Source organism: Providencia sp. PROV004 (genome assembly GCF_011045615.1).
GTDB lineage: Bacteria > Pseudomonadota > Gammaproteobacteria > Enterobacterales > Enterobacteriaceae > Providencia > Providencia rettgeri.
In genome coordinates, this window is sequence record NZ_CP042859.1 from 4345600 (window position 1) to 4370316 (window position 24717).

General features: G+C 42.5%; 20 protein-coding genes and 1 tRNA gene. 3 read left to right on the top strand and 18 right to left on the bottom strand.

Annotated features, from left to right (window positions below; all coding sequences use genetic code 11):
- Positions 1-16: 16 nt before the first annotated feature.
- From FVA69_RS20075 to trxA, 16 genes are all read right to left on the bottom strand, one after another.
- Positions 17-93 (bottom strand) — tRNA-Arg (locus tag FVA69_RS20075).
- A 167-nt stretch (positions 94-260) separates the two neighbouring features.
- Positions 261-1637, bottom strand: a complete 1377-nt coding sequence (gene thrP / locus FVA69_RS20080; RefSeq protein ID WP_109912160.1) for a bifunctional threonine/serine APC transporter ThrP — start codon at positions 1635-1637, stop codon at positions 261-263.
- 291 nt (positions 1638-1928) lie between these two features.
- Positions 1929-2696: a lipopolysaccharide N-acetylmannosaminouronosyltransferase gene (gene wecG / locus FVA69_RS20085; protein WP_109912161.1), complete on the bottom strand. Its 768-nt coding sequence runs from the start codon at positions 2694-2696 to the stop codon at positions 1929-1931.
- 9 nt (positions 2697-2705) lie between these two features.
- Complete coding sequence (gene wzyE / locus FVA69_RS20090; RefSeq protein WP_004907313.1) at positions 2706-4061, bottom strand: ECA oligosaccharide polymerase; 1356 nt, start codon at positions 4059-4061, stop codon at positions 2706-2708.
- On the bottom strand, positions 4058-5140 hold the full coding sequence (locus FVA69_RS20095) for a TDP-N-acetylfucosamine:lipid II N-acetylfucosaminyltransferase (protein WP_004907311.1): 1083 nt from the start codon (positions 5138-5140) through the stop codon (positions 4058-4060). The genes wzyE and FVA69_RS20095 overlap by 4 nt, the downstream gene beginning before the upstream one ends.
- Positions 5137-6387, bottom strand: coding sequence for a lipid III flippase WzxE (gene wzxE, locus FVA69_RS20100; RefSeq protein ID WP_004907309.1), 1251 nt, complete (start codon positions 6385-6387; stop codon positions 5137-5139). Before wzxE ends, FVA69_RS20095 begins: the two co-directional genes overlap by 4 nt.
- On the bottom strand, positions 6387-7517 hold the full coding sequence (rffA, locus tag FVA69_RS20105) for a dTDP-4-amino-4,6-dideoxygalactose transaminase (protein ID WP_004907307.1): 1131 nt from the start codon (positions 7515-7517) through the stop codon (positions 6387-6389). The genes wzxE and rffA overlap by 1 nt, the downstream gene beginning before the upstream one ends.
- Positions 7504-8244: a dTDP-4-amino-4,6-dideoxy-D-galactose acyltransferase gene (gene rffC / locus FVA69_RS20110; RefSeq protein WP_164529252.1), complete on the bottom strand. Its 741-nt coding sequence runs from the start codon at positions 8242-8244 to the stop codon at positions 7504-7506. Before rffC ends, rffA begins: the two co-directional genes overlap by 14 nt.
- Positions 8222-9103 (bottom strand): glucose-1-phosphate thymidylyltransferase RfbA, encoded by an 882-nt coding sequence (rfbA, locus tag FVA69_RS20115; protein WP_109912165.1) that lies wholly within the window; start codon positions 9101-9103, stop codon positions 8222-8224. Before rfbA ends, rffC begins: the two co-directional genes overlap by 23 nt.
- Before the next feature lie 8 nt (positions 9104-9111).
- Positions 9112-10185: a dTDP-glucose 4,6-dehydratase gene (rffG, locus tag FVA69_RS20120; RefSeq protein WP_181937065.1), complete on the bottom strand. Its 1074-nt coding sequence runs from the start codon at positions 10183-10185 to the stop codon at positions 9112-9114.
- Positions 10176-11438, bottom strand: coding sequence for a UDP-N-acetyl-D-mannosamine dehydrogenase (wecC, locus tag FVA69_RS20125; protein WP_004907293.1), 1263 nt, complete (start codon positions 11436-11438; stop codon positions 10176-10178). The genes rffG and wecC overlap by 10 nt, the downstream gene beginning before the upstream one ends.
- Positions 11435-12565: a non-hydrolyzing UDP-N-acetylglucosamine 2-epimerase gene (gene wecB / locus FVA69_RS20130; protein WP_004907290.1), complete on the bottom strand. Its 1131-nt coding sequence runs from the start codon at positions 12563-12565 to the stop codon at positions 11435-11437. Before wecB ends, wecC begins: the two co-directional genes overlap by 4 nt.
- Positions 12566-12662: 97 nt before the next feature.
- Entirely contained in the window at positions 12663-13721 is a 1059-nt protein-coding gene (gene wzzE, locus FVA69_RS20135) for an ECA polysaccharide chain length modulation protein (protein ID WP_004907286.1), read from the bottom strand.
- A gap of 29 nt (positions 13722-13750) precedes the next feature.
- Positions 13751-14836, bottom strand: coding sequence for a UDP-N-acetylglucosamine--undecaprenyl-phosphate N-acetylglucosaminephosphotransferase (wecA, locus tag FVA69_RS20140; RefSeq protein WP_004907283.1), 1086 nt, complete (start codon positions 14834-14836; stop codon positions 13751-13753).
- Between the two features lie 629 nt (positions 14837-15465).
- Positions 15466-16725, bottom strand: coding sequence for a transcription termination factor Rho (rho, locus tag FVA69_RS20145; RefSeq protein WP_004906109.1), 1260 nt, complete (start codon positions 16723-16725; stop codon positions 15466-15468).
- Positions 16726-17444: 719 nt separating this feature from the next.
- Positions 17445-17771 (bottom strand): thioredoxin TrxA, encoded by a 327-nt coding sequence (gene trxA, locus FVA69_RS20150; RefSeq protein WP_004907277.1) that lies wholly within the window; start codon positions 17769-17771, stop codon positions 17445-17447.
- Positions 17772-17888: 117 nt separating this feature from the next.
- Here trxA and rhlB point away from each other — a divergent pair, with 117 nt between their 5' ends.
- Both rhlB and gppA read left to right on the top strand, forming a co-directional pair.
- A complete protein-coding gene (gene rhlB, locus FVA69_RS20155; protein ID WP_004907274.1) occupies positions 17889-19175 on the top strand; it encodes an ATP-dependent RNA helicase RhlB in 1287 nt (428 codons plus the stop codon).
- 11 nt (positions 19176-19186) lie between these two features.
- On the top strand, positions 19187-20689 hold the full coding sequence (gene gppA, locus FVA69_RS20160; RefSeq protein ID WP_004907271.1) for a guanosine-5'-triphosphate,3'-diphosphate diphosphatase: 1503 nt from the start codon (positions 19187-19189) through the stop codon (positions 20687-20689).
- 52 nt (positions 20690-20741) lie between these two features.
- On the opposite strand, the gene rep is transcribed toward gppA, so the two are convergent.
- Positions 20742-22766, bottom strand: a complete 2025-nt coding sequence (rep, locus tag FVA69_RS20165; RefSeq protein WP_109912167.1) for a DNA helicase Rep — start codon at positions 22764-22766, stop codon at positions 20742-20744.
- Positions 22767-22999: 233 nt separating this feature from the next.
- Here rep and FVA69_RS21785 point away from each other — a divergent pair, with 233 nt between their 5' ends.
- A complete protein-coding gene (locus tag FVA69_RS21785; RefSeq protein ID WP_155242194.1) occupies positions 23000-23137 on the top strand; it encodes a hypothetical protein in 138 nt (45 codons plus the stop codon).
- Between the two features lie 11 nt (positions 23138-23148).
- Here the strand turns inward: FVA69_RS21785 and ilvC are convergent, their stop codons facing one another.
- Entirely contained in the window at positions 23149-24621 is a 1473-nt protein-coding gene (ilvC, locus tag FVA69_RS20175; RefSeq protein WP_164529253.1) for a ketol-acid reductoisomerase, read from the bottom strand.
- Positions 24622-24717: the final 96 nt, after the last annotated feature.

A 24717-nucleotide genomic window follows, 5' to 3' on the forward strand; every position in this document is an offset into this window, starting at 1 on the left:
AGCGAAGCGCTAAAACTGGTGCGCCCGACAGGATTCGAACCTGAGACCTCTGCCTCCGGAGGGCAGCGCTCTATCCAGCTGAGCTACGGGCGCTTAACGCCGTTGCGGGAGAGGATAGTACGGATTTATCCTCCCGCTGTCTAGTCCTTTTTGAAATAAAAATATCGATTGCTTGCCTTTTATCCATTTCGTTGAGAAAGAGAGCATATTTACCCTCTTTTTCGCTATGCACCTAATAAAAATCTATCAAAACCCCGCCGTTAAACTTTTCCGTTACGGTTATTGAACAGGCGAATGATGAAATAAAGGAGAGAAACACCCCCTAAGAAGATGGCTCCAACGATTAAAGATAAGCGAGTATCTGGGTTAATCGCCATTCCAATCAATACGCAGGCTAAAAAGAGCAAGGTCGCATAGTTAACCCATGGAAAAAGAATCGATTTGAAAGGATGCCCTACAAGTTTTTCTTTGTTTTGTTGACGAAAACGGATTTGGCTAGTCAATAACACCAGCCAAGGCACCATTCCTGGTAACACACTCGCACTATAGACATAAACAAAGACTTTCTCTGGATTCGGTATAATGTAATTCAAGCTTGATCCCGCGACTAAGCATAGGATAGTAAAGCCCACGCAACGTGCCGGTACGCCATTTTTTGTTAATTTCAATAATGAGCGAGGCAATTGTTTATTTTGTGCTAAAGCGTACAGCATGCGCCCGCCACTATACATGCCACTATTGCAACCAGATAACGCCGCAGTTAACACCACAAAGTTAATTACCGCCGCTGCGGACACAATTCCCACTTTCGCAAAGGTAAGGACAAACGGGCTACCTTGTGAACCCACTTCCGTCCACGGAAATAGCGTCACTACAATAAAAATGGCGCCTACATAAAAAATTAATATGCGCCATAAAATATTATTGATCGCTTTTTTTAACGTGACTTGCGGATTTTTCGCTTCACCCGCGGTGATCCCAACCAGCTCAACCCCTTGATAAGAGGCCACAACGATACACAAAGCAAATAAAAAGCCTTTCCAGCCCCCGGCAAAGAAACCGCCATGTTCAGTGAGATTCGCAAGCCCAATCGGCTCAAAGTTATTACCCAGACCAAAAAAAATCAGCCCTAAACCAATTAAAATCATCACCACAATCGTAGTGACTTTGATCATGGCAAACCAAAACTCAAGCTCGCCATACAGCCGTACAGCGGCTAAGTTCGCTAATGCCACTAATACCACCGCGATAATGGCAAAAATCCATTGAGGCACATCAGGGAACCAATATTCGGCATATACACCAATCGCAGTGATCTCTGAAATACCAACAGCCACCCACATAAACCAGTAGCCCCAAGCAGTCAGGCACCCCCAAAACGGACTTAAGTATTTATAACCAAATGAAGCAAAAGAACCCGTTACAGGCTCAAGAAATAGCATTTCCCCCATTGAACGCATAATGAAGAAAACAAAAATCCCGGCGATGATATATGCCAGTAAAACCGAAGGCCCCGCCCATTTCAGCGTACTGGCCGACCCCATAAATAAACCAACGCCAATGGTTCCCCCGAGCGCGATAAGCTCGATATGGCGCGCTTCTAACCCACGTTGAAGCCCCTGCTGTGGATTTCCCATACATACCCCTGTCAAAATTAGATAATTAAAATGCAGTTTTAATTGAAACTCAGTTAGTAATAATCACTGCAATTATTCGAAAAGTATCAATTAGGCGATTAAAAAAATGCCATAGCCGCAAGATTGAGCACAAACTGATGCGAACATACTTATTTTTGAGGGATTATAGAAATATTTGAAGGAAGAGACCAGCTATTCGGAACCGTGCGAACTGTAAGTAAGCCTGTTAAGCCTACTTACAGTGAGTTAAATTCATTGAAAATAACAATATAAATCAAACTACTACAAAAACTACAGCTTACCACCGTAATAGTAGCCTAAAAATTTCAGTAATTTAAACTGTCGAGTAATACGGGAAGGTTGAGATAATAAGCGATATAACCATTCTAGACCTAAGTTTTGCCACACTTTCGGGGCGCGTTTAACATGCCCTGTAAACACATCATAAGTCCCACCAACACCCATATATAACGCATCTGGATACACACTTCGGCAATCCCGCATAAAAATTTCTTGTTTCGGCGACCCCATCGCAACGGTGACAATTTTAGCGCCACTTGCGCGAATACGTTCGAATAATGCGCTTCGGTCTTCAGCGGTAAAATAGCCGTTTTGCGAGCCAACAATGTTCACATTCCACTGCGAGCGTAGTTTGCTTTCTGTTTGCTCTAGAATCTCGGGTTTACCACCCACTAAGAAAACTGGCGTGCCTTCTTTACCGGCCCTTTCCATTAGCCCTTCCCATAAGTCAGCACCAGCGACACGAGAAACTTCAGCTTGTGGGTATTTACGACGGATAGCACGGACAATACTAATTCCGTCAGCATATAAATATTCAGCTTGGCCTAGTAATGTATTTAAAGCCGTATCTTGTTCAGCGATCATCACTTTTTCTGCATTAATCGCAACAAGTGTTCCCGTTTTTGTTTCTCCACCAGCAAATAAATAGTCTAAAAAATGGGCCATATTTTTAAAACCCCAAATATTATGACCACGAATACTATATTGTGGAATAGATGACTGTGTAACGGATGAAGACTGAGTTGATGACGATTCCATGATACTCCTTTAGCGGCTTTCACGCTGTTGGCTTCTTAAAAAAGAAGCTGTTTTTGTGCGAATAAGCCCTGCACTTTCAAATAACCAATACAGTAATTTTGCTAACACCAGACACAGTCCGAATATTAAGCAGAAGAAAACCACCCGTGAGACGAAAGAATCCACGCCTTCACGAGCCAAAACAATAATGTTGAAAATGGCGCCAAAACAAAATGCCTGCATAATGGCTGCCTTATAGCGATTTGGTTCTTTCAGGCTCATGCCATAGATCCAATCAAACCATTTGATGATAAGCCCCACAACTATAGCTCCGAGGGGTATAAAAATCACTCCGCCCATCACCACCAATGAACCAATCAGTGTTGGAGAAATTGCCAGCCCAGAATGGTTGTTCAGCACTTCCCACGTAAAATAATTGGCAGAGTTCAATACCGTGTCTGGGCGTTCAGGCCAAACCCAAGAAGGAATGAAAACATAAAAGTCACGGATAATCGGAGCTAGACCTTGAAAATCCATCTCATCATAATGGCTTAGTAGTAATGCTAAGTTTTCCCACGGGGAGAATGTATCCCGCGTTAAATACAAGAAAGTGTAATATGCTTCAGCACCACTGACATCTAAGCCATAGCGTTTTAAGGCTAACCAGAACATTCCTACAATACTGGCGACCCCAGCCGCGGCTAGCATCCACAGCGTAATCCAACCTCTGACAATCCCAATAAATAAGAAGAGTGCGAAAGCAATGATGATGTTCGCTCTCGTTCCTCCGACAATAACATAGGTCAAGAAACCAAATGCGACGGTACTAACGAGGAAGAAAATCCAGCGTTTCTGTGTTGGTCGCAAGAAATAAACAATCAACATTGCCGGTATGAAGAAATAGAAAAAGCGTTTTAATGCCACGCCAGAAACCTGGCTGGAGAAAATTTGGCTATAGGATTTTAGCTTAAATAGCAAAAAACCGTTCTGCATGAAAAAGATACCTACTGTCACGACTGCAACCAGTATCAATAACAGACAGGTTAGATTCGTTTCCACTTTGTTCATGCTAAACAACGCACGCCGTGGTGCGTCTGGTTGCCTAGAAAGTCGAGTTTTATAGGCAACATAATAAATCGCATAAAAACTAGTTGCTGCTAGTTGAGCGTAAAGTAAATAATCAGCCTTCACAACGGCAACATCAAATTGAAAAACTAACGCGCAGGTTAATGGGAAACCAAAGTAAAACGTCAATAAATACAGCATGGAAAAGAAAATATTGAAGTTAAACCGAGCCCGTAAAAACTCTTTGTATAACAAAGTACCAATAAAAATAATTGATATCAGGTAGACCAGTGCTAAGCCGCCCAATTCCGTCAGCGTCATGCTCGCTCCTCCACGGCACTGAGAACGGCTTTCCAGCCCTCAATAAAGTTGGGAGCAAAAAATTCAATATGGTGTTTATCTAATAGGCTCATTTGGCGCTGAGCTTCATCCACTAGCGGTGTCGTCAGGTTGTCACCATAGAAAAAGACTGGGACATTTTGAGCAGTTAAATCCTGCCAAAAGGTATTTTGACGGCTAATTACAAATGGAATGCCAAATTGGATTAGCAAACAAACGGTGCCAACACCTTGCTGGCGATTAAAAATAAAATAGCCAAGGTCACAGGTTTTGAGCAAATTAAGGTACTCGCTAAATTCCATGCGCTCTTTCAGGATTTCCACTTGCCCTGAGGTAAACTCACTACTCGCAGCCTGTTCAACTTGTTGGATATAACTTTGGTTATTGGCAGGATAGCCCATAGGGACAATAACCTTAACCTCATCACCAAATTGCTGTTTAATCGCACTCAGAGCCTCTACATGGCGATTAGAACGGTCACCTGAGTTACCCAGTAAAATAGTCAATTGAGAGCCTTCACGTACCTTAGGCTCGCTTATTGTCAATGCAGGGTCCATTCGGGTTGGGAAATACAACACTGACGCAGGCACTTTAGGGTTCGACTGGTGGAAATAGCACAAATCCCCACGTGTTGCACACACATGCCCTACTTTTTTCTGCGCTAAACGACGCAAAATATAGAATAACTTAAATTTTAGAGCGCTAGACTCTTCATAGAGGTCAGCTCCCCATATATGCCACCAAAACTGGTGGGATTTAATTTGCCCAAATAATAGTGCTAGCCAAATAGGGGCGTTAAATTGCCCATGAAAGAAAAAGCGAGTACGGCGGTCTGCCTTGGCACGCTGTATAACACTATTAGCAATGGCCTGTTTATTCGCAAAAACATCTATTTTTAGCTGAGGATAAGCGTCAGCAAGCTGCGCATCATCGCTTACCACCATAAAATGCGGCTTTGATGACGGAGCCATTTCTTGGCAAATGACGTCATTAAAAAACGTCAGTACCGTCTGGTTGTGGTGTGGGAGATTCGATCCCAGTACATGTATTAAGGTTGTCATGCTCGCCTACGGTAAATCAAAAATACGCAACAACATAAAGTAAAATAGACAATATAAGTGGCCATATAAGCCTGAGTTGCGCCTACTGCACCATGTTCAGGGATAAGCCAATGCGCAAAGCCCGTTAATAATATAAACTGACTAACTTCAGTGAGGACATAAAAACGCAATGCGGCTTTGGCAATGACCAAATAGCCAAATACGTACGCCCCCACTTTCAATACATCACCGACTAGCTGCCATGCAAACAGGTCTCTCATTCCGGTAAATTCTTTTGAGAACAGCAACCAAATCGCAAAATCACGTAGTAACCAAACCGTAAAACTCACAACGGCAACGGCAGGTAAAACAAATTTCAATGCCTTAACAATCTCTGCGGAAATTTCATTTTTATGCTGCAAACGCGATAGCGTCGGCAATAAATACACTGAAAATGTCGCGGTAATAAACTGCAAATAGGCATCTGAAATGGTGGTCACACCGGTCCATAACCCCACTTCATCCCAACTATAGGTTTGGGCGAGCAGATTTCGCATCATGATATAAGCGACTGGCAGTGTGACTGCGGTTAGCATCGCCATGACCGTAAATTTGCCTAAATTAGTCGCAATCGCTTTGTCCCATGCTGGCTTCAATGACGATAACGCAAATTGCTTGCGTTTAATTATCATCCCAGCCGCAGGCAGTACCACTAGCGCAGGGACTAATGCTAACCCTGCTAATGCACCTTCATACCCGCCAACTAGATAGCATAAATAATAAGCAATTACACCAATTACACTACCAAAAATAATGGCTAATGCGTTTGCTGATGCGTCTCGGTAACCCTTCAAAATAGCCAAAAAATAGTTCGCATACGCGATACCCATTTGAATTAAGGCAACAATTTGAATAACCGAACTGTATTTTTCGCTATCAAATAACGCCATGCTGATTGGCGCACTGCAAAGCAAAAAGATAAGCGCAAGTAGCGCTGAAAACCCAAGAATAATCGTCGATGAAGTTCCCAGTACTGCACGTAATTTTTGTGAGTCTTGGTGGTGCTCTGCTACATATTTTGTGACGCCATTGAAAATTCCTGCACCTGATAATACCCCTAGTACAGTAATCAATTGGCGGAAGTTACCCGCCAGCCCCACACCGCTGGGGCCAAATGAGACTGCAAATAATTTAACAATTAACAGGCCCACCCCGATTTTAATCAGGGTAGACCCAGCAGTCCAAACCGATGCTTTAGCGAGAGACATTAGGCAAAGAACGCTTTGATTCGCTCAATGACTGTCTGCTGCTCGTCATCAGTCATGTTGTAGAACATCGGTAAACGCACTAAGCGGTCACTTTCTGATGTCGTGTATTTATCTTCACCATGGAAACGGCCAAACTCAATACCTGCAGGGCTCGTGTGCAATGCAACGTAGTGGAATACCGTCAAAATACCATGAGATTTCATGTAATCGTTGAATTCAGTACGCTCTTCGATATCTTTGAGTTTGATATAGAACATATGAGCATTATGTTTTAAGCCTTCCGGCACAGTTGCTAGGACTAAACGCCCTGCATCAACCAGTGGCTGCAACGCTTCATCATAACGTTTCCATAGTAGTAAACGGCGGTCATTAATTTTGTCTGCTTCTTCTAACTGCGCCCATAAGTAAGCCGCTTGCAAATCAGACAACAAGTAGCTTGAGCCGATATCACGCCACGTGTATTTATCGACTTGACCACGGAAAAATTGGCTACGATTTGTCCCTTTTTCACGGATCACTTCGGCACGGCTAATCAGGTCTTTATCATTGATAAGCGTAGCTCCACCTTCACCGCCTGAAGAGTAGTTTTTAGTTTCATGGAAGCTATAGCAGCCAATATGGCCGATAGTCCCCAGTGCTTTGCCTTTATACGTCGACATCACACCTTGCGCCGCATCTTCAATCACGAATAAATTGTGTTTTTTTGCGATAGCCATGATGGTGTCCATTTCGCAAGCAACACCTGCATAGTGGACAGGAACGATGGCACGTGTACGCTCAGTGATTGCAGCTTCAATTTTAGTTTCATCGATATTCATGGTATCCGGACGGATATCAACAAACACGATTTTAGCGCCACGTAATACGAATGCGTTAGAGGTCGATACAAAAGTAAAGCTTGGCATGATAATTTCATCACCTGGCTTAGTATCAATCAGGATCGCTGCCATTTCTAATGAGGCCGTACAAGATGGCGTTAACTGCACTTTTGGGCAATTAAATCGTTTTTCCATCCATTCTTCACAACGTTTCGTGAAGCCACCGTCACCACACAGTTTGCCACTTTCCATGGCTTGTCTCATATACTCTAATTCAGTACCTACAACGGGTGGTTTATTAAATGGAATCATGTTGTCCCCTGTATAACCAATAGGCGGTACTGGCAATTGCTGCACCGCTACGTGAATAAAGATTTAATGCCGCAACATTACTGATTTGCGTGGCCACATTTAACTGTCTTTTTTGGTGTTCCACACACCAATTAAATGCTGCTGACATCAACTTACGCCCCACACCTTGCCCTTTCGCTTCTGGCATTTTCGCTAGTAGGCCAACCCGTGCCGTTTCTGCATCAAGGTGCCGCAAACTCACGAAGCCCAATACCGCACCAGACGCATCTTTAACCAGTAAACAAGTGTGGTCAAACGTACCCAGAACTGATTTTTCTATCCACAACGCATAAAACTGCCCGCTATCACCATCACGGTACCAAGGTGCTCTAAAGCGGCTTTTGCTAAAGACAGACTCAGCGGCTTGCCGCAACGTAGGGATATCATCCACTTGTGCAACAATAACGTGGTCTTCCGCTGTTAAACCAGCCTTTAAATAAGCATTTTCTGTGCCAATAGTAAGAGCGAAATCGATTTCACCTTCAACAAATGAAAACCCCATACCAGCTAAATCATCAATCAGCTGCGTTTCAGACGCTGCGACTTTTGCTTGCACGATATCGTATTCATCCATTTGATAAGCAAGGAGAGTTTCGAGGTTATCCCCTGTAAAATTCAACTTTGCTGTTGAGCGATGAAAAAATTCGCTCTCCCATGGCAAGCTCTCAATACTGGCGTGGACGGACACGTAATAAATCCTCTAAATATTGCCCATAACCTGTTTTTTTCAGCTGTTGCGCTGAAAAAGCGACTTGTTCGTCTGTCAACCAGCCATTACGCCATGCTATTTCTTCTAAACAAGCCACTTTGAAGCCTTGGCGTTTTTCAACGGTTTGTACAAAAGTACCCGCCTCAATGAGGCTATCGTGAGTGCCTGTATCCAACCAAGCAAAGCCACGACCGAGCAATTCAACGTTTAATTCACCACGTTCTAAATACATTTGGTTAATTGACGTAATTTCTAATTCACCGCGTTCAGAAGGTTTAACTTGTTTTGCAAATTCAACCACTTGTGAATCATAGAAATACAACCCTGTCACCGCCCAATTGGATTTAGGTTTAAGCGGTTTTTCTTCAATAGACAGTACTTTAAAATTATCGTCAAATTCCACAACACCAAAGCGCTCAGGGTCCATCACTTGATAACCAAAAACGGTTGCGCCATTTACTCGTTTAGCAACAGATTTTAATTTTGGGCTAAATGAATGGCCGAAAAAGATATTGTCGCCCAATACTAAGCAGCATGAATCACCATTAATGAACTCTTCACCAATGATAAACGCTTGCGCAAGGCCGTCTGGTGATGGCTGTTCCGCATAGCTCAGTTCAATCCCAAACTCATGGCCATCCCCTAATAAACGTTTAAACATCGGCAAGTCGTCAGGGGTAGAGATAATTAAAATCTCACGAACTCCCGCTAACATCAAAACTGAAAGCGGGTAGTAAATCATCGGCTTATCGTAGATAGGCAATAACTGTTTAGAAATACCGCGAGTAATAGGATGCAAACGCGTTCCCGACCCTCCAGCTAATATAATACCTTTCATACTGTCACCTAATTTCCTAGACCTAAACGTTCGCCCGCATAGGAACCGTCTTGTACGCGACGCCACCACGTTTCATTGTTCAAATACCACTGCACCGTTTTGCGAATACCTGATTCGAAGGTTTCTTGTGGCGTCCACCCCAATTCGCGCTCAATTTTCGCAGCATCAATCGCATAACGCATATCGTGGCCCGGCCGGTCTTTCACATACGTGATTAAGTCACGGTAGTGCGCCACACCTTCAGGCTTTTGCGGACGTAGCTCTTCAAGCAGTTCACAAATCGTTTCTACAACGTCAATATTACGGCGCTCATTATGGCCACCGATATTATAGGTGGTGCCAGGTTGCGCGGTTGTAGCAACTAAATGTAGTGCTCGTGCATGGTCTTCAACAAACAACCAGTCACGAATTTGCTCACCTTTACCATAAACAGGCAGAGGCTTACCCGCTAAGGCGTTCAAAATAATTAATGGGATCAATTTCTCTGGAAAATGATACGGCCCGTAGTTATTTGAACAATTAGTGATCATCGTTGGCAGGCCATAAGTTCTTTGCCAAGCACGAACTAAATGATCACTCGATGCTTTCGATGCTGAATATGGGCTACTTGGTGCATAAGGCGTTGTTTCTGTGAAGAAACCATCAGGTCCTTCTAAGTCACCATATACTTCATCTGTTGAGATATGATGAAAACGGAAAGCTGCTTTTTTCTCATCATTCAATGCGGACCAGTAATGGCGTGCCGCCTCTAACAGTGTGTAAGTGCCCACAATGTTCGTTTCGATAAATGCCGCTGGACCATCGATAGAGCGGTCAACATGGCTTTCTGCCGCTAAATGCATCACTGCATCGGGTTGATATTTTTCAAAAACCGCATCTAATGCAGCTCTATCACAAATATTCACCTGCTCAAAAGCATAGCGCGGGTTGCTCGCAACCGTTGCGAGGGACTCTAAGTTACCTGCATAGGTTAAACAATCCAGAACCACTGCGCTGTCGTCAGTATTTTCAATAATATGACGAACAACAGCAGAGCCGATAAACCCGGCGCCTCCAGTGATTAAAATGCGTTTCAACGCCATACTCCTTTTGTATCCACAACCCATTTTTGTGGGATTGCAGAACCTTGGATGCCTTTGAACATATTGTGGTCAACTAACATTAAGATCACATCCGCTTCATTAACGGCTTTTTCAATCGAAACTAGCTCAGAAATACCTTTTAAAGAGGTTGGTAATTCGTGAATGTGTGGCTCAACTGCATACGTTTTACCTGGGTTCCAGTTCGCCACCATTTTGGTGATGTGCATCGCTGGGCTTTCACGTAAATCATCAATATTGGGTTTAAATGACAGGCCAAAACAGGCGATTGTCACTTCACTGGCTTTTTTACCCGTTTCCACTAAGCAATCGGCTACAGCCGCTTTTACTTGATCAACAACCCAAATTGGTTTGCCATCATTGACTAAACGAGCGGTATGAATAAGGCGTGATTGTTTTGGATTTTGTGCGACGATAAACCATGGGTCAACCGCGATGCAGTGCCCACCAACACCCGGACCTGGCTGCAAAATGTTAACACGTGGATGGCGGTTCGCGAGGCTGATTAATTCCCACACATTGATGTCTTGCTCAGCACAAATTAATGATAATTCATTCGCAAAAGCAATATTCACATCACGGAAGCTATTTTCCGTTAACTTACACATTTCCGCGGTTCTTGAGTTAGTAATTACACACTCACCTTCAAGGAAAATATTGTATAGCTCACTTGCGCGCAAAGAGGATTTTGGCGTCATACCACCAACAACACGGTCATTTTTAATTAATTCGACCATCACTTGGCCCGGTAACACACGCTCAGGGCAGTATGCCACATCGATATCTGCATCTTCGCCAGCTTGATGAGGGAAAGTTAAATCAGGACGAGCTGCGGCCATCCATTCGGCCATTTGCTCTGTTGTACCTACTGGCGATGTCGACTCAAGAATGACTAAATCGCCTTTCTTCAGCACGGGAGCAACGGATTCTGCGGCTGCACGCACATAGGCGAGATCAGGTTCGTGCTCGCCTTTAAATGGCGTAGGCACAGCAATCAGATAAGCATCCGCAGGTTGTGGCTTAGTAAAGGCTTTCAGGTGGCCTTCTTCAACCGCTTTTTTGACCACGATATCCAGTTCTGGCTCCACAATGTGGATTTTTCCCTGATTAATAGTATCAACGGCATGTTGGTTCACATCGACACCAACCACTTGTTTTTTACGTGATGCAAAGGCGGCTGCTGTTGGTAAACCGATATAACCAAGGCCAATAACAGAAATAGTTTCAAAACTCATAATTTCACCTGATTACTTTTCAATGCTGCAAGAATACGCTGACAAGCATGACCATCCCCATATGGGTTATGTGCGCGGCTCATTTCGTGATATTCCGCGTCATCTGTCAGTAACCGATTAACTTCTTTCACAATTTTTTGTGTATCTGTTCCCACAAGACGAACAGTACCTGCATCAACAGCTTCAGGTCGTTCTGTGGTATCTCTCATCACCAAAACAGGTTTACCGAGAGAAGGCGCTTCCTCTTGAATACCACCTGAGTCTGTTAGAATCAAATAAGCATGGTTCATCAAATAAACAAACGGTAGGTAGTCTTGAGGGCTAATTAAAATAATATTATCAATATCATGCAATATACGCTTAACAGGTTCACTCACATTTGGATTTAAGTGAACAGGGTAGACAACTTGCACGTCTGGATGCGCTTGTGCAATTTCTGCCAAAGCATGACAAATACGTTCAAAGCCACCACCGAAACTTTCACGACGGTGACCTGTGACTAAAATCATTTTTTTATTTGGGTCGATAAACGGATAATTTGCGGCCAGTTTTTCCATCATATACTGGTCGCTCATGACTTTATCACGTACCCACAATAACGCATCAATCACACTATTACCGGTGACAAAAATATGGCTGTCAGGGATTGATTCTTTTAACAAATTTTGGCGTGAATTTTCGGTTGGGGCAAAGTGGTACATCGCTAAATGCCCTGCAATTTTACGATTTGCTTCCTCAGGCCATGGAGAATACAGGTCTCCGGTACGTAACCCAGCTTCAACGTGCCCAACGGGTATACGATGGTAAAATGCCGCAAGGCTAGTTGCCATCGTTGTCGCTGTATCGCCATGAACGAGAACAACATCCGGTTGAAAATCAGCAAAAACGCTTTTCAACCCTTCTAGAATACGACAAGTGATATCCGTTAAATCTTGCCCTGGTTTCATAATATTGAGATCGTAATCTGGCGTGATCTCAAACAGTTTCAGTACTTGATCTAGCATTTCACGATGCTGCGCTGTAACACAGACTTTGGCTTCAAAGTCTGCATCCCCAGCCAATGCATGAACCAGTGGTGCCATTTTAATGGCTTCAGGTCGTGTGCCGAATACAGTCAATACTTTCACAGTGACTCTCTTATATTTATCTTTCGCAGTGAGCTGCTTTTGTAATCTTAATAACTTTATATGCCACTGATGAATTCACCAGTGGCTTATCCCAAAATCAAGATGGGCGGCGGCGAGCAAGTACCACTCCGGCACCTACTAACATCCCTATGGCTCCCCACAGAACCATCATAAAGGCTCGACGAGGACTATCGCGTTTAACAGGCTCTTCTGGAGTTCGTAAATAGCGATATGCTTGAAAATTATCTTGGAGGGTGGGCCCTACGCTCAATGTTGATAACATGGCAATATTTTGGTCGTAATCACTGTCGTGATCGGGCCCGGTTGCTTTCAATGTTTCAATCTGTGCTTGTAATAAAGGGGCACCTAACATAAACATTTTAGAATCTGGAATTTCATCCACAGGTGTTGCGCTTTGATTACGTACAATACCTTGTTTTTCAGCAACTTTTAGTGCTTGCTCCAGCGCGTTTAAACGTCGTTCGTAAGCGGCCTTTGCCACCATATCTTCGCGTTTAACCAATGCTTTCATGGATTGCATCTTCGTTGCCCAAGTACCTTTAATTTCATCGTTAAGATTAGTTGTGGCACGTTGGTTAGCAAACTGAGTGTATTGACGTAATAGCTGGTTCGCATCTGCGGATGTTTCCGCCACTAATTTAATGCTATCGGTTAAATTTTTGACTTCATCTGCTGGCGTAAACTCAATATCGTTAATGAGCTCATCCAATAATGCGGCATCTGCTTTAGGGTCATTCTCTAAGCGCTGCTTATAGTAATCCGTAGTTAGCCAAAACTGACGACGTGTATCATAAGAGCCGAGCTGCTTTGTGAATTCTTGATAAGCTTCTTTTGCAATTGTCGGTAATTGCCCTTCTTGTCCCGTATTATTAATACGGGAATCGAGGTTGCGCAGAAACTGCTGCTGAGAATAATAACTTCCCAGATTATTGACGGTTGGTAAATCCGTAATTGCTGTCGCACTCCACTTAGGCTGCATAAAATAGGACGCTCCCAAGGCAATTGCAGCAAAAATAACGGCAAATGCAACGATCCAAATTTTACCTTGCCACAATGAGCGACATAAACCACGGATATCCAATTCCGGCTCTATTGGCGATTGATGCTGACTCGGTTGTGTTTCTGAGTTATTCACTGCACAGAACCTCTATTTTCGTTTTGTCGTTACCGTACTGCTCCTCTACGTGCTCTACGTCTCACTCGCTTAATAAAACGGGCGACTTTCCAAGCTCGTTTGATGCAGTAACCATACATCATAAATACAAGCAAAAATAATGCCAACATTACCCATTCAGGTACAAATGTTAAGTGCTCACCAATAATACCAACACACGCTAAAGCAGCCGCTGATAATGTAATCAGCACAAATGCCCCTTTTGGTGTAAAACCAGAACGCATAATTAAATGATGAATGTGCTGGCGATCAGGTGAAAATGGGCTCATACCTTTACGAATACGGCGATACATAATGGCAACCATGTCCATTAGAGGGATCGCAATAATCCATAAAGCCGTAACTGGGTTAATCGGATGGACTTCCTCTTGCGTCGAAGCCACAAGGATCCAAATAATCGTGAACCCAATCAGTGTACTTCCCGCATCCCCCATGAAGACTTTAAAACGGCGACCTAACACGCCTAAATTTAAAAGAATATAAGGAAGAATAGCTGCAATAAAGGCAAAACACCAAAATGCTAACGCATAGTTACCGTTTTGATATAGCAAAAAGCCGAGAGCACCAAAAGAAACAGAAGATAAACCACCGAGTAACCCGTCAATACCATCAACCATGTTAAAAGCATTGATTGCTGCCCATACTGCAAATAAGGTAACGATATAACCGAATGGGCCAAGTACGAGTTCCCATGGTCCAAAGGCATGACCGAGTGACTCAAGTTTCAATCCTGCCGCTGTCATCATAACAACGGCAACGACTGCTTGAATACCAGCCCTTAATTTCACACTGATATCAAACCTATCATCTAATGCGCCAATAAAGACCAATAACCCCGCACAAGCGATATATAGCCACTTATGAGGAATGTATTCACCTGTAATATAAAATGCAAAACAGATCCCAAAGAAAACGGAAATTCCCCCAACAAGGGGAACTAATCCTACATGTTTCTTTCTGAAATTAGGCTTATCAACCAACCCGATTTTTATTGCAACAACTCGAGCCAGAAAAATAAAAACTAATGAAAACAAGAAAACGTAGAAGAGATTGGTTACAAAGTGTATGGTGTCCACTGTTCGACTCTCTTAATCTTTATATTTAACTTTCAAAACTAAATTTTTTTTGGCAAATGCCGATAAACAAGCAGGAGCCAATGCATTATCATCTTGGTACTGAAATCTGCTATAAGACGAATCTTTATTCATAAAGAAATTCCTGCAACATTATTAGTTCTTACACTTTATTAGGGTGTTTGATTTAATAACGAAACATCCCGTAATTTTATACTGAATAGCTGCAATATGCATGCCATAAAAACAACACTCTAGAATCGAGTTAATCGACTGGTGCTTAAATAAGCACTCGATGATTAAATAATAAAGTGATGAAAATAAATTTAACACTAGTCACAAAACAAATATAAACATAACATTTTTCTTTTGATTCATAATGTTAACATCATATTACTGATATTTTTATAGTGCATTATTAATTTTTAATAAAAACTTCGCCTATTTATTTAACGTTATTTATAAACAAAGTAATAAAACATCATCTTAATCTATTGAAACTAAATCGGCAAAATATTAGGCCTGATTTAATATGATATGTTTTAATTTTTATGAACTAACGCGGTGTATAAAAACAAAAAAATAGGTGCCATAACTGGCACCTATTTATAAAACACAGCGAACCTTAACGGCTAGGCTCTTTTCATAAAGTCAAAGAACTCTTCGTTGGTTTTCGTCATCGCTAACTTACTAATGAGGAACTCCATCGCATCGATTTCGCCCATTGGATGAATAATCTTACGTAAGATCCACATTTTTTGTAATTCATCTTGCGATGTAAGTAACTCTTCTTTACGCGTACCTGAACGATTGTAGTCTATTGCAGGAAACACACGTTTTTCTGCAATTTTACGAGAAAGGTGCAGTTCCATGTTACCTGTACCTTTAAATTCCTCGTAAATAACTTCATCCATTTTCGAACCGGTATCAACCAGTGCCGTTGCAATGATTGTCAGGCTTCCACCTTCTTCAACATTACGAGCAGCACCGAAGAAACGTTTTGGACGGTGTAATGCATTCGCATCCACACCACCGGTTAATACTTTACCAGACGAAGGTACTACGGTGTTATATGCACGGGCTAGACGCGTAATAGAGTCGAGTAAAATGATAACGTCTTTTTTATGTTCAACTAGACGTTTTGCTTTTTCAATTACCATTTCAGCAACTTGAACGTGACGTGCAGCAGGCTCATCAAATGTTGAAGCAATAACTTCACCTTTGACCAAACGTTGCATTTCTGTCACTTCCTCTGGGCGCTCATCAATTAGCAGAACCATCAGAACGCAATCAGGGTAATTGTGTGCAATATTTGCTGCAATATTTTGCAGTAACATTGTTTTACCCGCTTTCGGTGGAGCAACAATCAAACCACGTTGACCACGACCGATTGGAGCCGCAAGGTCCAATACACGTGCAGTTAAATCCTCAGTTGAACCATTACCACGTTCCATACGCAGACGACGGTTTGCATGTAATGGGGTTAGGTTTTCGAATAGAATTTTACTGCGGGCATTTTCAGGTTTGTCGTAGTTAACTTCATTGACTTTCAGGAGAGCAAAGTAACGTTCACCTTCTTTAGGTGGACGAATTTTCCCTGAGATTGTGTCACCTGTGCGTAGGTTAAAACGGCGGATTTGGCTAGGAGAAACGTAGATATCATCAGGACCTGCGAGGTAAGAACTGTCTGCTGAACGGAGGAAACCAAATCCATCCTGCAATATTTCCAGTACGCCATCGCCGAAAATATCTTCGCCACTTTTCGCATGCTGCTTCAAGATAGAGAAAATAATATCCTGCTTTCTCATACGGGCTAAGTTCTCTAGCCCCATGTTTTCGCCTAACGTAATCAATTCTGATACTGGCGTATTTTTTAATTCGGTAAGATTCATAATGGTGGGTTCTTTAACTCGGGGTAATTCTCGAACTATGAACGTAAATTGACGGCAGCTTATTATTAAGTGCCAGTTTAACTTTATACTGCCCTGTTGCTCACTAATTTTTACCAAAAGCAAACAACAATGCAAAAAAATCTTGTGCTAGCCATTACTAAGATTGCTCTAACATCTGACTGCATCTCATCTTGATGATGTGTGACATATTATTAGAAACACACGCAATATTAGCAATAGTTTTTTGTACATTTAGGACAACATCCATCCCAATATCGCAAATTTAATGGCAGATTAGCATTAAAAAACACATAACTGCTAAGTGCCAACCTTCTCCCACTTCATTTTTACATCCCTATGATATAAAAATATTGAATTTCATTATGTTCGTTTACGCACTATCTTTAATTCATATGAGAGATACATTGAAATCAAAGATATTGAATACGACTATAACTCAATGTCTAAACTTTCAATTTTCATATTTAAAATCATTACGCCATCAGTTTTTGATCAATAACAATCATTACGAAACAATCATCACAATACTAAACTAACAAGCTATATATGTAAGATAAGAGCAATGGAATACAAGGTAATTCATATGGGTGCTATACGAGGAATGAGGATAACTTATCATGCTTAAGTGAAGACGTCTAGCGGCTCTCTAGATAAAATAGATATACCGCTAAACGTTTTAGCTTACATATAACGATAACTTACAGATTTTCGTCTAAAAATTCTTTCAGTTGCGTTTTTGATAATGCACCGACTTTCGTTGCTGCGACTTCACCATTTTTGAATAAAAGCAAGGTCGGGATACCACGAATTCCATATTTTGGAGCGGTACCTGGGTTTTCATCAATATTCAGTTTTGCGATAGTCAGTTTGCCTGTATATTCTTCAGCAACTTCATCAAGAATAGGCGCGATCATTTTACAAGGACCACACCATGCTGCCCAAAAATCGACGAGAACAGGTGAACTTGCGTTCAGAACTTCAGTTGCAAAACTTGCATCAGTTATATGTATAATTTTATCGCTCATGTTGTACTCCAAAGGATCATCTTTTGCAGACTTAGTGTAACATTATTGGCAGCAGTATGCTTTATTTCAAAAGATACACTTTCGTAAACCAACCGTTAACTGATATTCTAACATACTATGAGTAAAGCACACTTGACAGAAAAGAAGTTTTCCGACTTCGCATTGCACCCTAAAGTCATTGAAGCTCTGAATAAAAAAGGCTTCAATTTTTGCACGCCTATACAGGCGTCCACCTTGCCTTTTACTGTCGAAGGCAAAGACGTGGCGGGTCAAGCGCAAACAGGTACAGGTAAAACGTTAGCTTTTTTAACGTCTACATTTCATTATTTATTAACTCACCCAGCTATTGAGGGTAAAAAAGCGAACCAGCCTCGTGCACTAATCATGGCGCCGACACGCGAACTCGCAGTACAAATTTATTCGGATGCTAAAGAGCTAGCTGAGTACACTGGCCTGAAAATGGGGCTAGCATACGGTGGTGACGGCTATGATGAGCAACTTAAGGTTTTACAAAACGGTGTTGATATCCTCATTGGTACAACTGGCCGTTTAATCGACTACGCAAAACAAGGCCATGTCGACCTAAGTGCGATTCAGGTTGTGGTACTTGATGAAGCCGACCGCATGTATGACCTTGGATTTATTAAAGATATCCGCTGGATTTTCCGTCGTATGCCAGGTGCCGCAGAAAGGCTTAATTTGCTGTTTTCTGCAACTTTATCTTACCGAGTCAGAGAATTAGCCTTCGAACAAATGAACAACCCTGAATATGTTGAGGTCGAACCTTTGCAAAAAACAGGTCACCGTATCAAAGAAGAGCTATTTTACCCTTCTAATGAAGAAAAAATGCGCCTGCTCCAAACGCTTCTTGAAGAAGAGTGGCCAGAGCGTTGTATTATTTTCGCCAATACAAAACACCGTTGTGATGATATTTGGGCGCATTTAGCTGCCGATGGCCATCGTGTAGGTTTATTAACTGGCGATGTCGCACAGAAAAAACGACTGCGTATATTAGAGCAATTCACACAAGGCCATTTAGATATTTTAGTGGCAACTGATGTTGCAGCTCGTGGTTTACATATTCCATCAGTAACTCATGTATTTAACTACGACTTACCTGATGACTGCGAAGATTACGTACACCGTATTGGCCGTACGGGTCGTGCGGGTGAAAGTGGAAACTCAATTAGCTTAGCGTGTGAAGAATATTCACTTAACCTGCCTGCTATTGAAGAGTATATCCAACACTCAATCCCTGTTAGTAAATATAACAGTGATGCATTATTGAGTGATTTACCTGCGCCAAAACGCCGCCATCGCCCACGCCCTGGAGGCCCACGTCGTAATTCGAATTCGCAGCGTCGCCACAATGGCCCACGTAACAACCATAAACGTCCAGGCTGAGTAAAAACGATATGCTGAAATCTTCTTCTCTTTATGCCGCCATCGATTTAGGCTCAAACAGTTTTCATATGCTAGTCGTACGTGAAACTGCTGGTAGCATTCAGGTAATCTCTAGGGTTAAGCGCAAAGTTCGTCTTGCCGCAGGTTTAGACAACAACAACCTGCTTTCTGAGCAAGCAATGGAGCGAGGCTGGCAATGTTTACGCCTGTTTTCGGAACACTTACAAGATATTCCGAATACACAAATTCGTGTTGTCGCAACTGCGACTTTGCGTTTAGCTAAAAATGCCGATATTTTCATCGAAAAAGCCAGCCAAATTTTAGGAAACCCTGTAAAAGTTATTCAAGGAGAAGAAGAAGCTCGCTTAATTTATCAAGGTGTTGCACATACAACTGGCGGGCCAGACCAACGCTTAGTAGTTGATATTGGCGGAGGAAGTACTGAGCTCGTTACAGGTACAGGCGCAAAAGCGGAGCAACTCTATAGTCTTGAAATGGGTTGTGTAACTTGGCTTGAGCGCTACTTTGGCGATAGAAGTTTAACAGAAGAAAACTTCTCAGCAGCTCAAGCCGCTGCCCATAATGTCATCGCCCCTATTGCAGATGCACTTAAGACACATGGGTGGAAGATTTGTGTTGGTGCATCCGGCACCGTACAAGCGATTCAGGAAATCATGATTGCCCAAGGCATGGATGAACTGATCACACTTTCTAAATTACAACAGCTTAAGCGTAAAGCCATTCAATGCCAAAAACTTGAAGAGCTTGAAATTGATGGCCTAACCTTCGAACGTGCTCTTGTTTTTCCAAGCGGATTATCTATTTTGATCGCTATCTTTGAAGCATTAGAAATTGATAACATGACACTCGCTGGCGGAGCACTTCGTGAAGGGCTTGTCTATGGCATGCTACAGCTTCCTATTGAGCAGGATATTCGCGCTCGTACCGTTCGCAATATTCAGCGGCGCTTCCAAGTCGATATCGAACAAGCAAGCCGAGTTCGTCAACTTGCAGAATATTTTTATTTACAAGTCGCGAAAGATTGGGGCTTAGATACACGTTGTCGTGATTTACTATCCAGTGCATGCGCGTTACATGAAATTGGCTTGAGTGTTGATTTCCGTAAAGGCCCCGAGCACGCTAGCTACCTCATAACACACCTTGATTTACCTGGTTTTACCCCAGCTCAAAAGCGGTTACTTGCTGCATTATTGATAAACCAGCAAGGCCCTGTTGATTTAACGCCATTAAGCCAACAAAATGCGCTCCCTATGCAGCATGCATATAATTTATGTCGTTTACTTCGCCTTGCCATTATTTTTGCGAGCCGTAGACGTGATGACACCTTGCCAGCACTAAGGCTTAATGTGAATGCACAAAGGTTAACCATCACGCTGCCTTATCGTTGGTTATCCGATCACCCTCTACGAGCGGAAAATTTACAGCAAGAAGTTCAATGGCAGGGCTATGTAAATTGGGCTTTAGAGTTGGAAGAACGTAATAGTTCAAATTGATAATATTTTCCACACTAGACCTACTCTAGTGTGGAAATTCAATTAGTTGCGGTTACTCACTTTTTTTATTTAACCCTAAACGCGCTTTAATATCGGCTAAAGCTGATTGCCCCTTCTGCATACGTTCCTGCGCACTAACCACTTTACGCTGCTGCTCCCATTGTAAATCATCTTGAGGCAATTCAAGGAGAAAACGGCTTAATTCAGGACGGATCAATTCACCATATTGGCGACGCTCACGACAATGAGAAAAGAATAGCTCTCTTTGCGCCCGCGTAATTCCTACATAAGCTAAACGGCGTTCTTCATCAATATTGTTTTCATCAATACTACTTTGATGTGGTAGCAGCCCTTCCTCCATGCCAACCAAAAAAACATAAGGAAACTCAAGGCCTTTAGAGGCATGTAACGTCATGAGCTGAACTTGGTCTGATTCTTCATCATCCTCACCACGCTCCATCATATCGCGCAGCGTAAAACGTGTAACCACTTGGCTCAATGTCATTGGGTCATTGAGCTCATCGCCTTCAACCATTTCACTCATCCATGTGAATAGTTGGTTGACGTTTTTCATTCGCATTTCGGCAGCTTTAGTACTGGTCGACGTTTCATATAGCCAGCTTTCATAATCCATTTCACGCAGTAAGTCACGCACCGCAATTAAAGGCTCACGCTCCGACGTTCGTACAATACTGTCCATCCAATGAGTGAAACGCTGTAATGCTTCTAATCCTTTGCCTTTTAAGATTTGTTCAAGCCCTAAATCAAAGCTGGCTTGATATAAACTTTTACCCCGCTGGTTTGCCCACTCCCCAAGTTTTTGGATAGTTTTAGGGCCAATTTCTCGACGCGGAGTATTAACAATACGCAAGAATGCACTATCATCTTCGGGGTTAGTAAGCACTCGCAAATAAGCTAACAAGTCTTTGATTTCAGGGCGAGAGAAAAATGAAGTCCCCCCTGAAATCCGATACGGAATACGGTTTTGCATCAACATTTTTTCAAAAATACGTGATTGATGGTTGCCACGATACAAAATGGCGTAATCTTTATATTCCGTCTTATTAATAAAGTGATGTGCGATAAGCTCCCCAATCACTCTTTCAGCTTCATGATCTTCATTATTCGCGGTCAGGACTTTAAGTGGCGCTCCATACCCTAATTCAGAAAATAATTTTTTTTCAAATACATGAGGATTATTGGCAATTAAAATATTCGCCGCTTTTAAAATTCGTTCTGATGAGCGGTAATTCTGCTCAAGCTTAATGACATTTAATTTAGGGAAATCTTGATTCAATAAAACCAAGTTTTGTGGCCTTGCTCCACGCCATGAATAGATTGACTGATCGTCATCGCCCACAACCGTAAACCTTGCTCGCTGCCCCACAAGCAATTTAACCAACTGATATTGACTCGTATTGGTATCTTGGTACTCGTCCACCAGCAAGTAACGAATTTTTTGCTGCCAACGCTCGCGAACTTCTTCATTTTGGTATAACAACAAGGTAGGCTTGCTGATTAAATCGTCAAAATCCAGCACATTGCAACTTTTCAGATGAAGTTCATAGCGGCGATAACACTCAGCAAAGTGATGCTCTTTCTCACTCCGTGCTTGGCCTATCACTTGTTGTGGCGAGATAAGATCATTTTTCCAATTTGAGATCGCTGAGATCAATTGTTTGAGTAAGTCTTTATCCTCTTCCAATAAATCAAAGGTAAGTTCTTTCAATAATGCCATCTGATCTTGGTCGTCAAATAGCGAAAAATTGGCTTTAATACCCAGCGCTTTATATTCACGCTTAATGATTTCCAACCCTAATGTATGGAAGGTGGATATGATCAAACCGCGTGCTTCTTTTTTCCCCAAGGTTTGAGCCACGCGCTCTTTCATTTCCCGCGCCGCTTTATTGGTGAAAGTCACCGCTGCAATTTGTCGAGGCTGATAACCGCATTGGCGAATTAAATGCGCAATTTTATTCGTGATAACACGCGTTTTACCTGACCCAGCCCCGGCTAACACAAGGCATGGACCCTCTACATATTCAACTGCCTGCTGCTGGCTTGGGTTTAATCGCATGGTTTTCTACATCACTTAGTTATTCAAAAAGGAATTCGCTACAGATTGTAGCAGAAACCGACCCAACTCTTGAGCAACGATCTTCTCTATTTATAAAAAACAAAAAACCACATCATTCATCAGAAAGATGTGGTTTTGTTCTTTTTCTTTTATACCACCAATACATTTTTCTAAACTATTCGCGTTAGAGGAAGGCGGCAAAGGAGGCTATCCCAAGGAGCATACACGAGTATGTGACTTGGGTAACCGAGTGTAGCCAACGCACCTATCACGCGAAGAGCGACGAAAAATTAGGTTATCCCAAAGAGAATACACAAGTATGTGACTTGGGTAACCGAGTGCAGCCAACGCGCCTATCACGCGAAGAGTGACGAAAAATGAGTTAGCCGACCGCAATCTTCTTCATATCCGTCATATAACCTCGTAACGTCTTACCGATTTTCTCAATCGGATGGTTACGGATAGCTTCGTTGATATCACGTAACTGTGCGTTATCAGTGCCATTATCTGCAACTGGCTTCGCTAAATCGCCCGCTTGTAATTTCGTCATGAATTCTTTCAGCATTGGCACAGCTGCAAATGAGAACAGATAGTTACCGTATTCTGCTGTGTCTGAAATAACCACGTTCATTTCATATAAACGCTTACGAGCAATGGTATTTGCAATCAGTGGTAACTCATGCAGGGACTCATAGTAAGCTGATTCTTCTAAGATACCCGCTTCTAACATCGTATCGAACGCTAATTCAACGCCCGCTTTAACCATAGCAACTAACAAAACACCGTGGTCAAAGTATTCTTGTTCGGCAATTTTCCCTTCATATTCAGGGTAATTTTCGAATGCCGTTTTGCCTGTCTCTTCACGCCATGTCAGCAAGTTTTTATCATCATTTGCCCAGTCTGCCATCATGGTTGCAGAAAATTCGCCTGAAATGATGTCATCCATATGTTTTTGGAACAATGGCGCCATGATAGTTTTCAGTTGTTCAGATAATGCATAAGCACGAACTTTTGCAGGGTTAGATAAACGGTCCATCATCAGCGTGATACCACCTTGTTTCAGCGCTTCGGTGATAGTTTCCCAACCAAACTGAATTAATTTACCTGCATAGCCTGGCTCAACACCGTCAGCAACCATTTTGTCATAGCTCAGTAATGCGCCTGCTTGTAACATACCACACAGAATAGTTTGCTCACCCATCAGGTCAGACTTAACTTCTGCAACAAACGAAGACTCCAGAACACCGGCACGGTGGCCACCAGTCGCTGCCGCCCATGCTTTAGCAATCGCCATCCCCTCACCTTTCGGGTCATTTTCTGGGTGTACTGCAATCAGAGTTGGAACACCAAAACCACGCTTGTATTCTTCGCGCACTTCGGTACCCGGGCATTTTGGCGCTACCATCACAACAGTAATGTCTTTACGAATTTCTTCGCCAACTTCAACAATGTTGAAGCCATGTGAATAACCCAGTGCTGCACCTTGTTTCATCATAGGCTGAACAGCGCGAACAACGGTTGAATGTTGTTTGTCTGGCGTTAAGTTAATAACCAAATCAGCAGTAGGGATCAATTCTTCATAAGTGCCAACTTTGAACCCATTTTCTGTCGCTTTACGCCATGAAGCACGTTTCTCTGCAATTGCTTCATCACGTAATGCATAAGCAATATCTAAACCTGAGTCACGCATATTCAGGCCTTGGTTCAAACCTTGTGCCCCACAACCGACGATGACGATTTTTTTACCTTTCAGGAAACCCGCTTCATCCGCAAATTCTTCGCGCTGCATAAAACGGCACTTACCTAATTGAGCTAACTGCTCACGTAAATTCAATGTGTTAAAATAATTCGCCATTGTCATACTCCATTGTTCTGTTGTGTTCGTTATGTCAGACAGTCTGCCTGTCGCTCATTTTTGAGCGTTTATGGATTTACTATATGCGATGTTTCG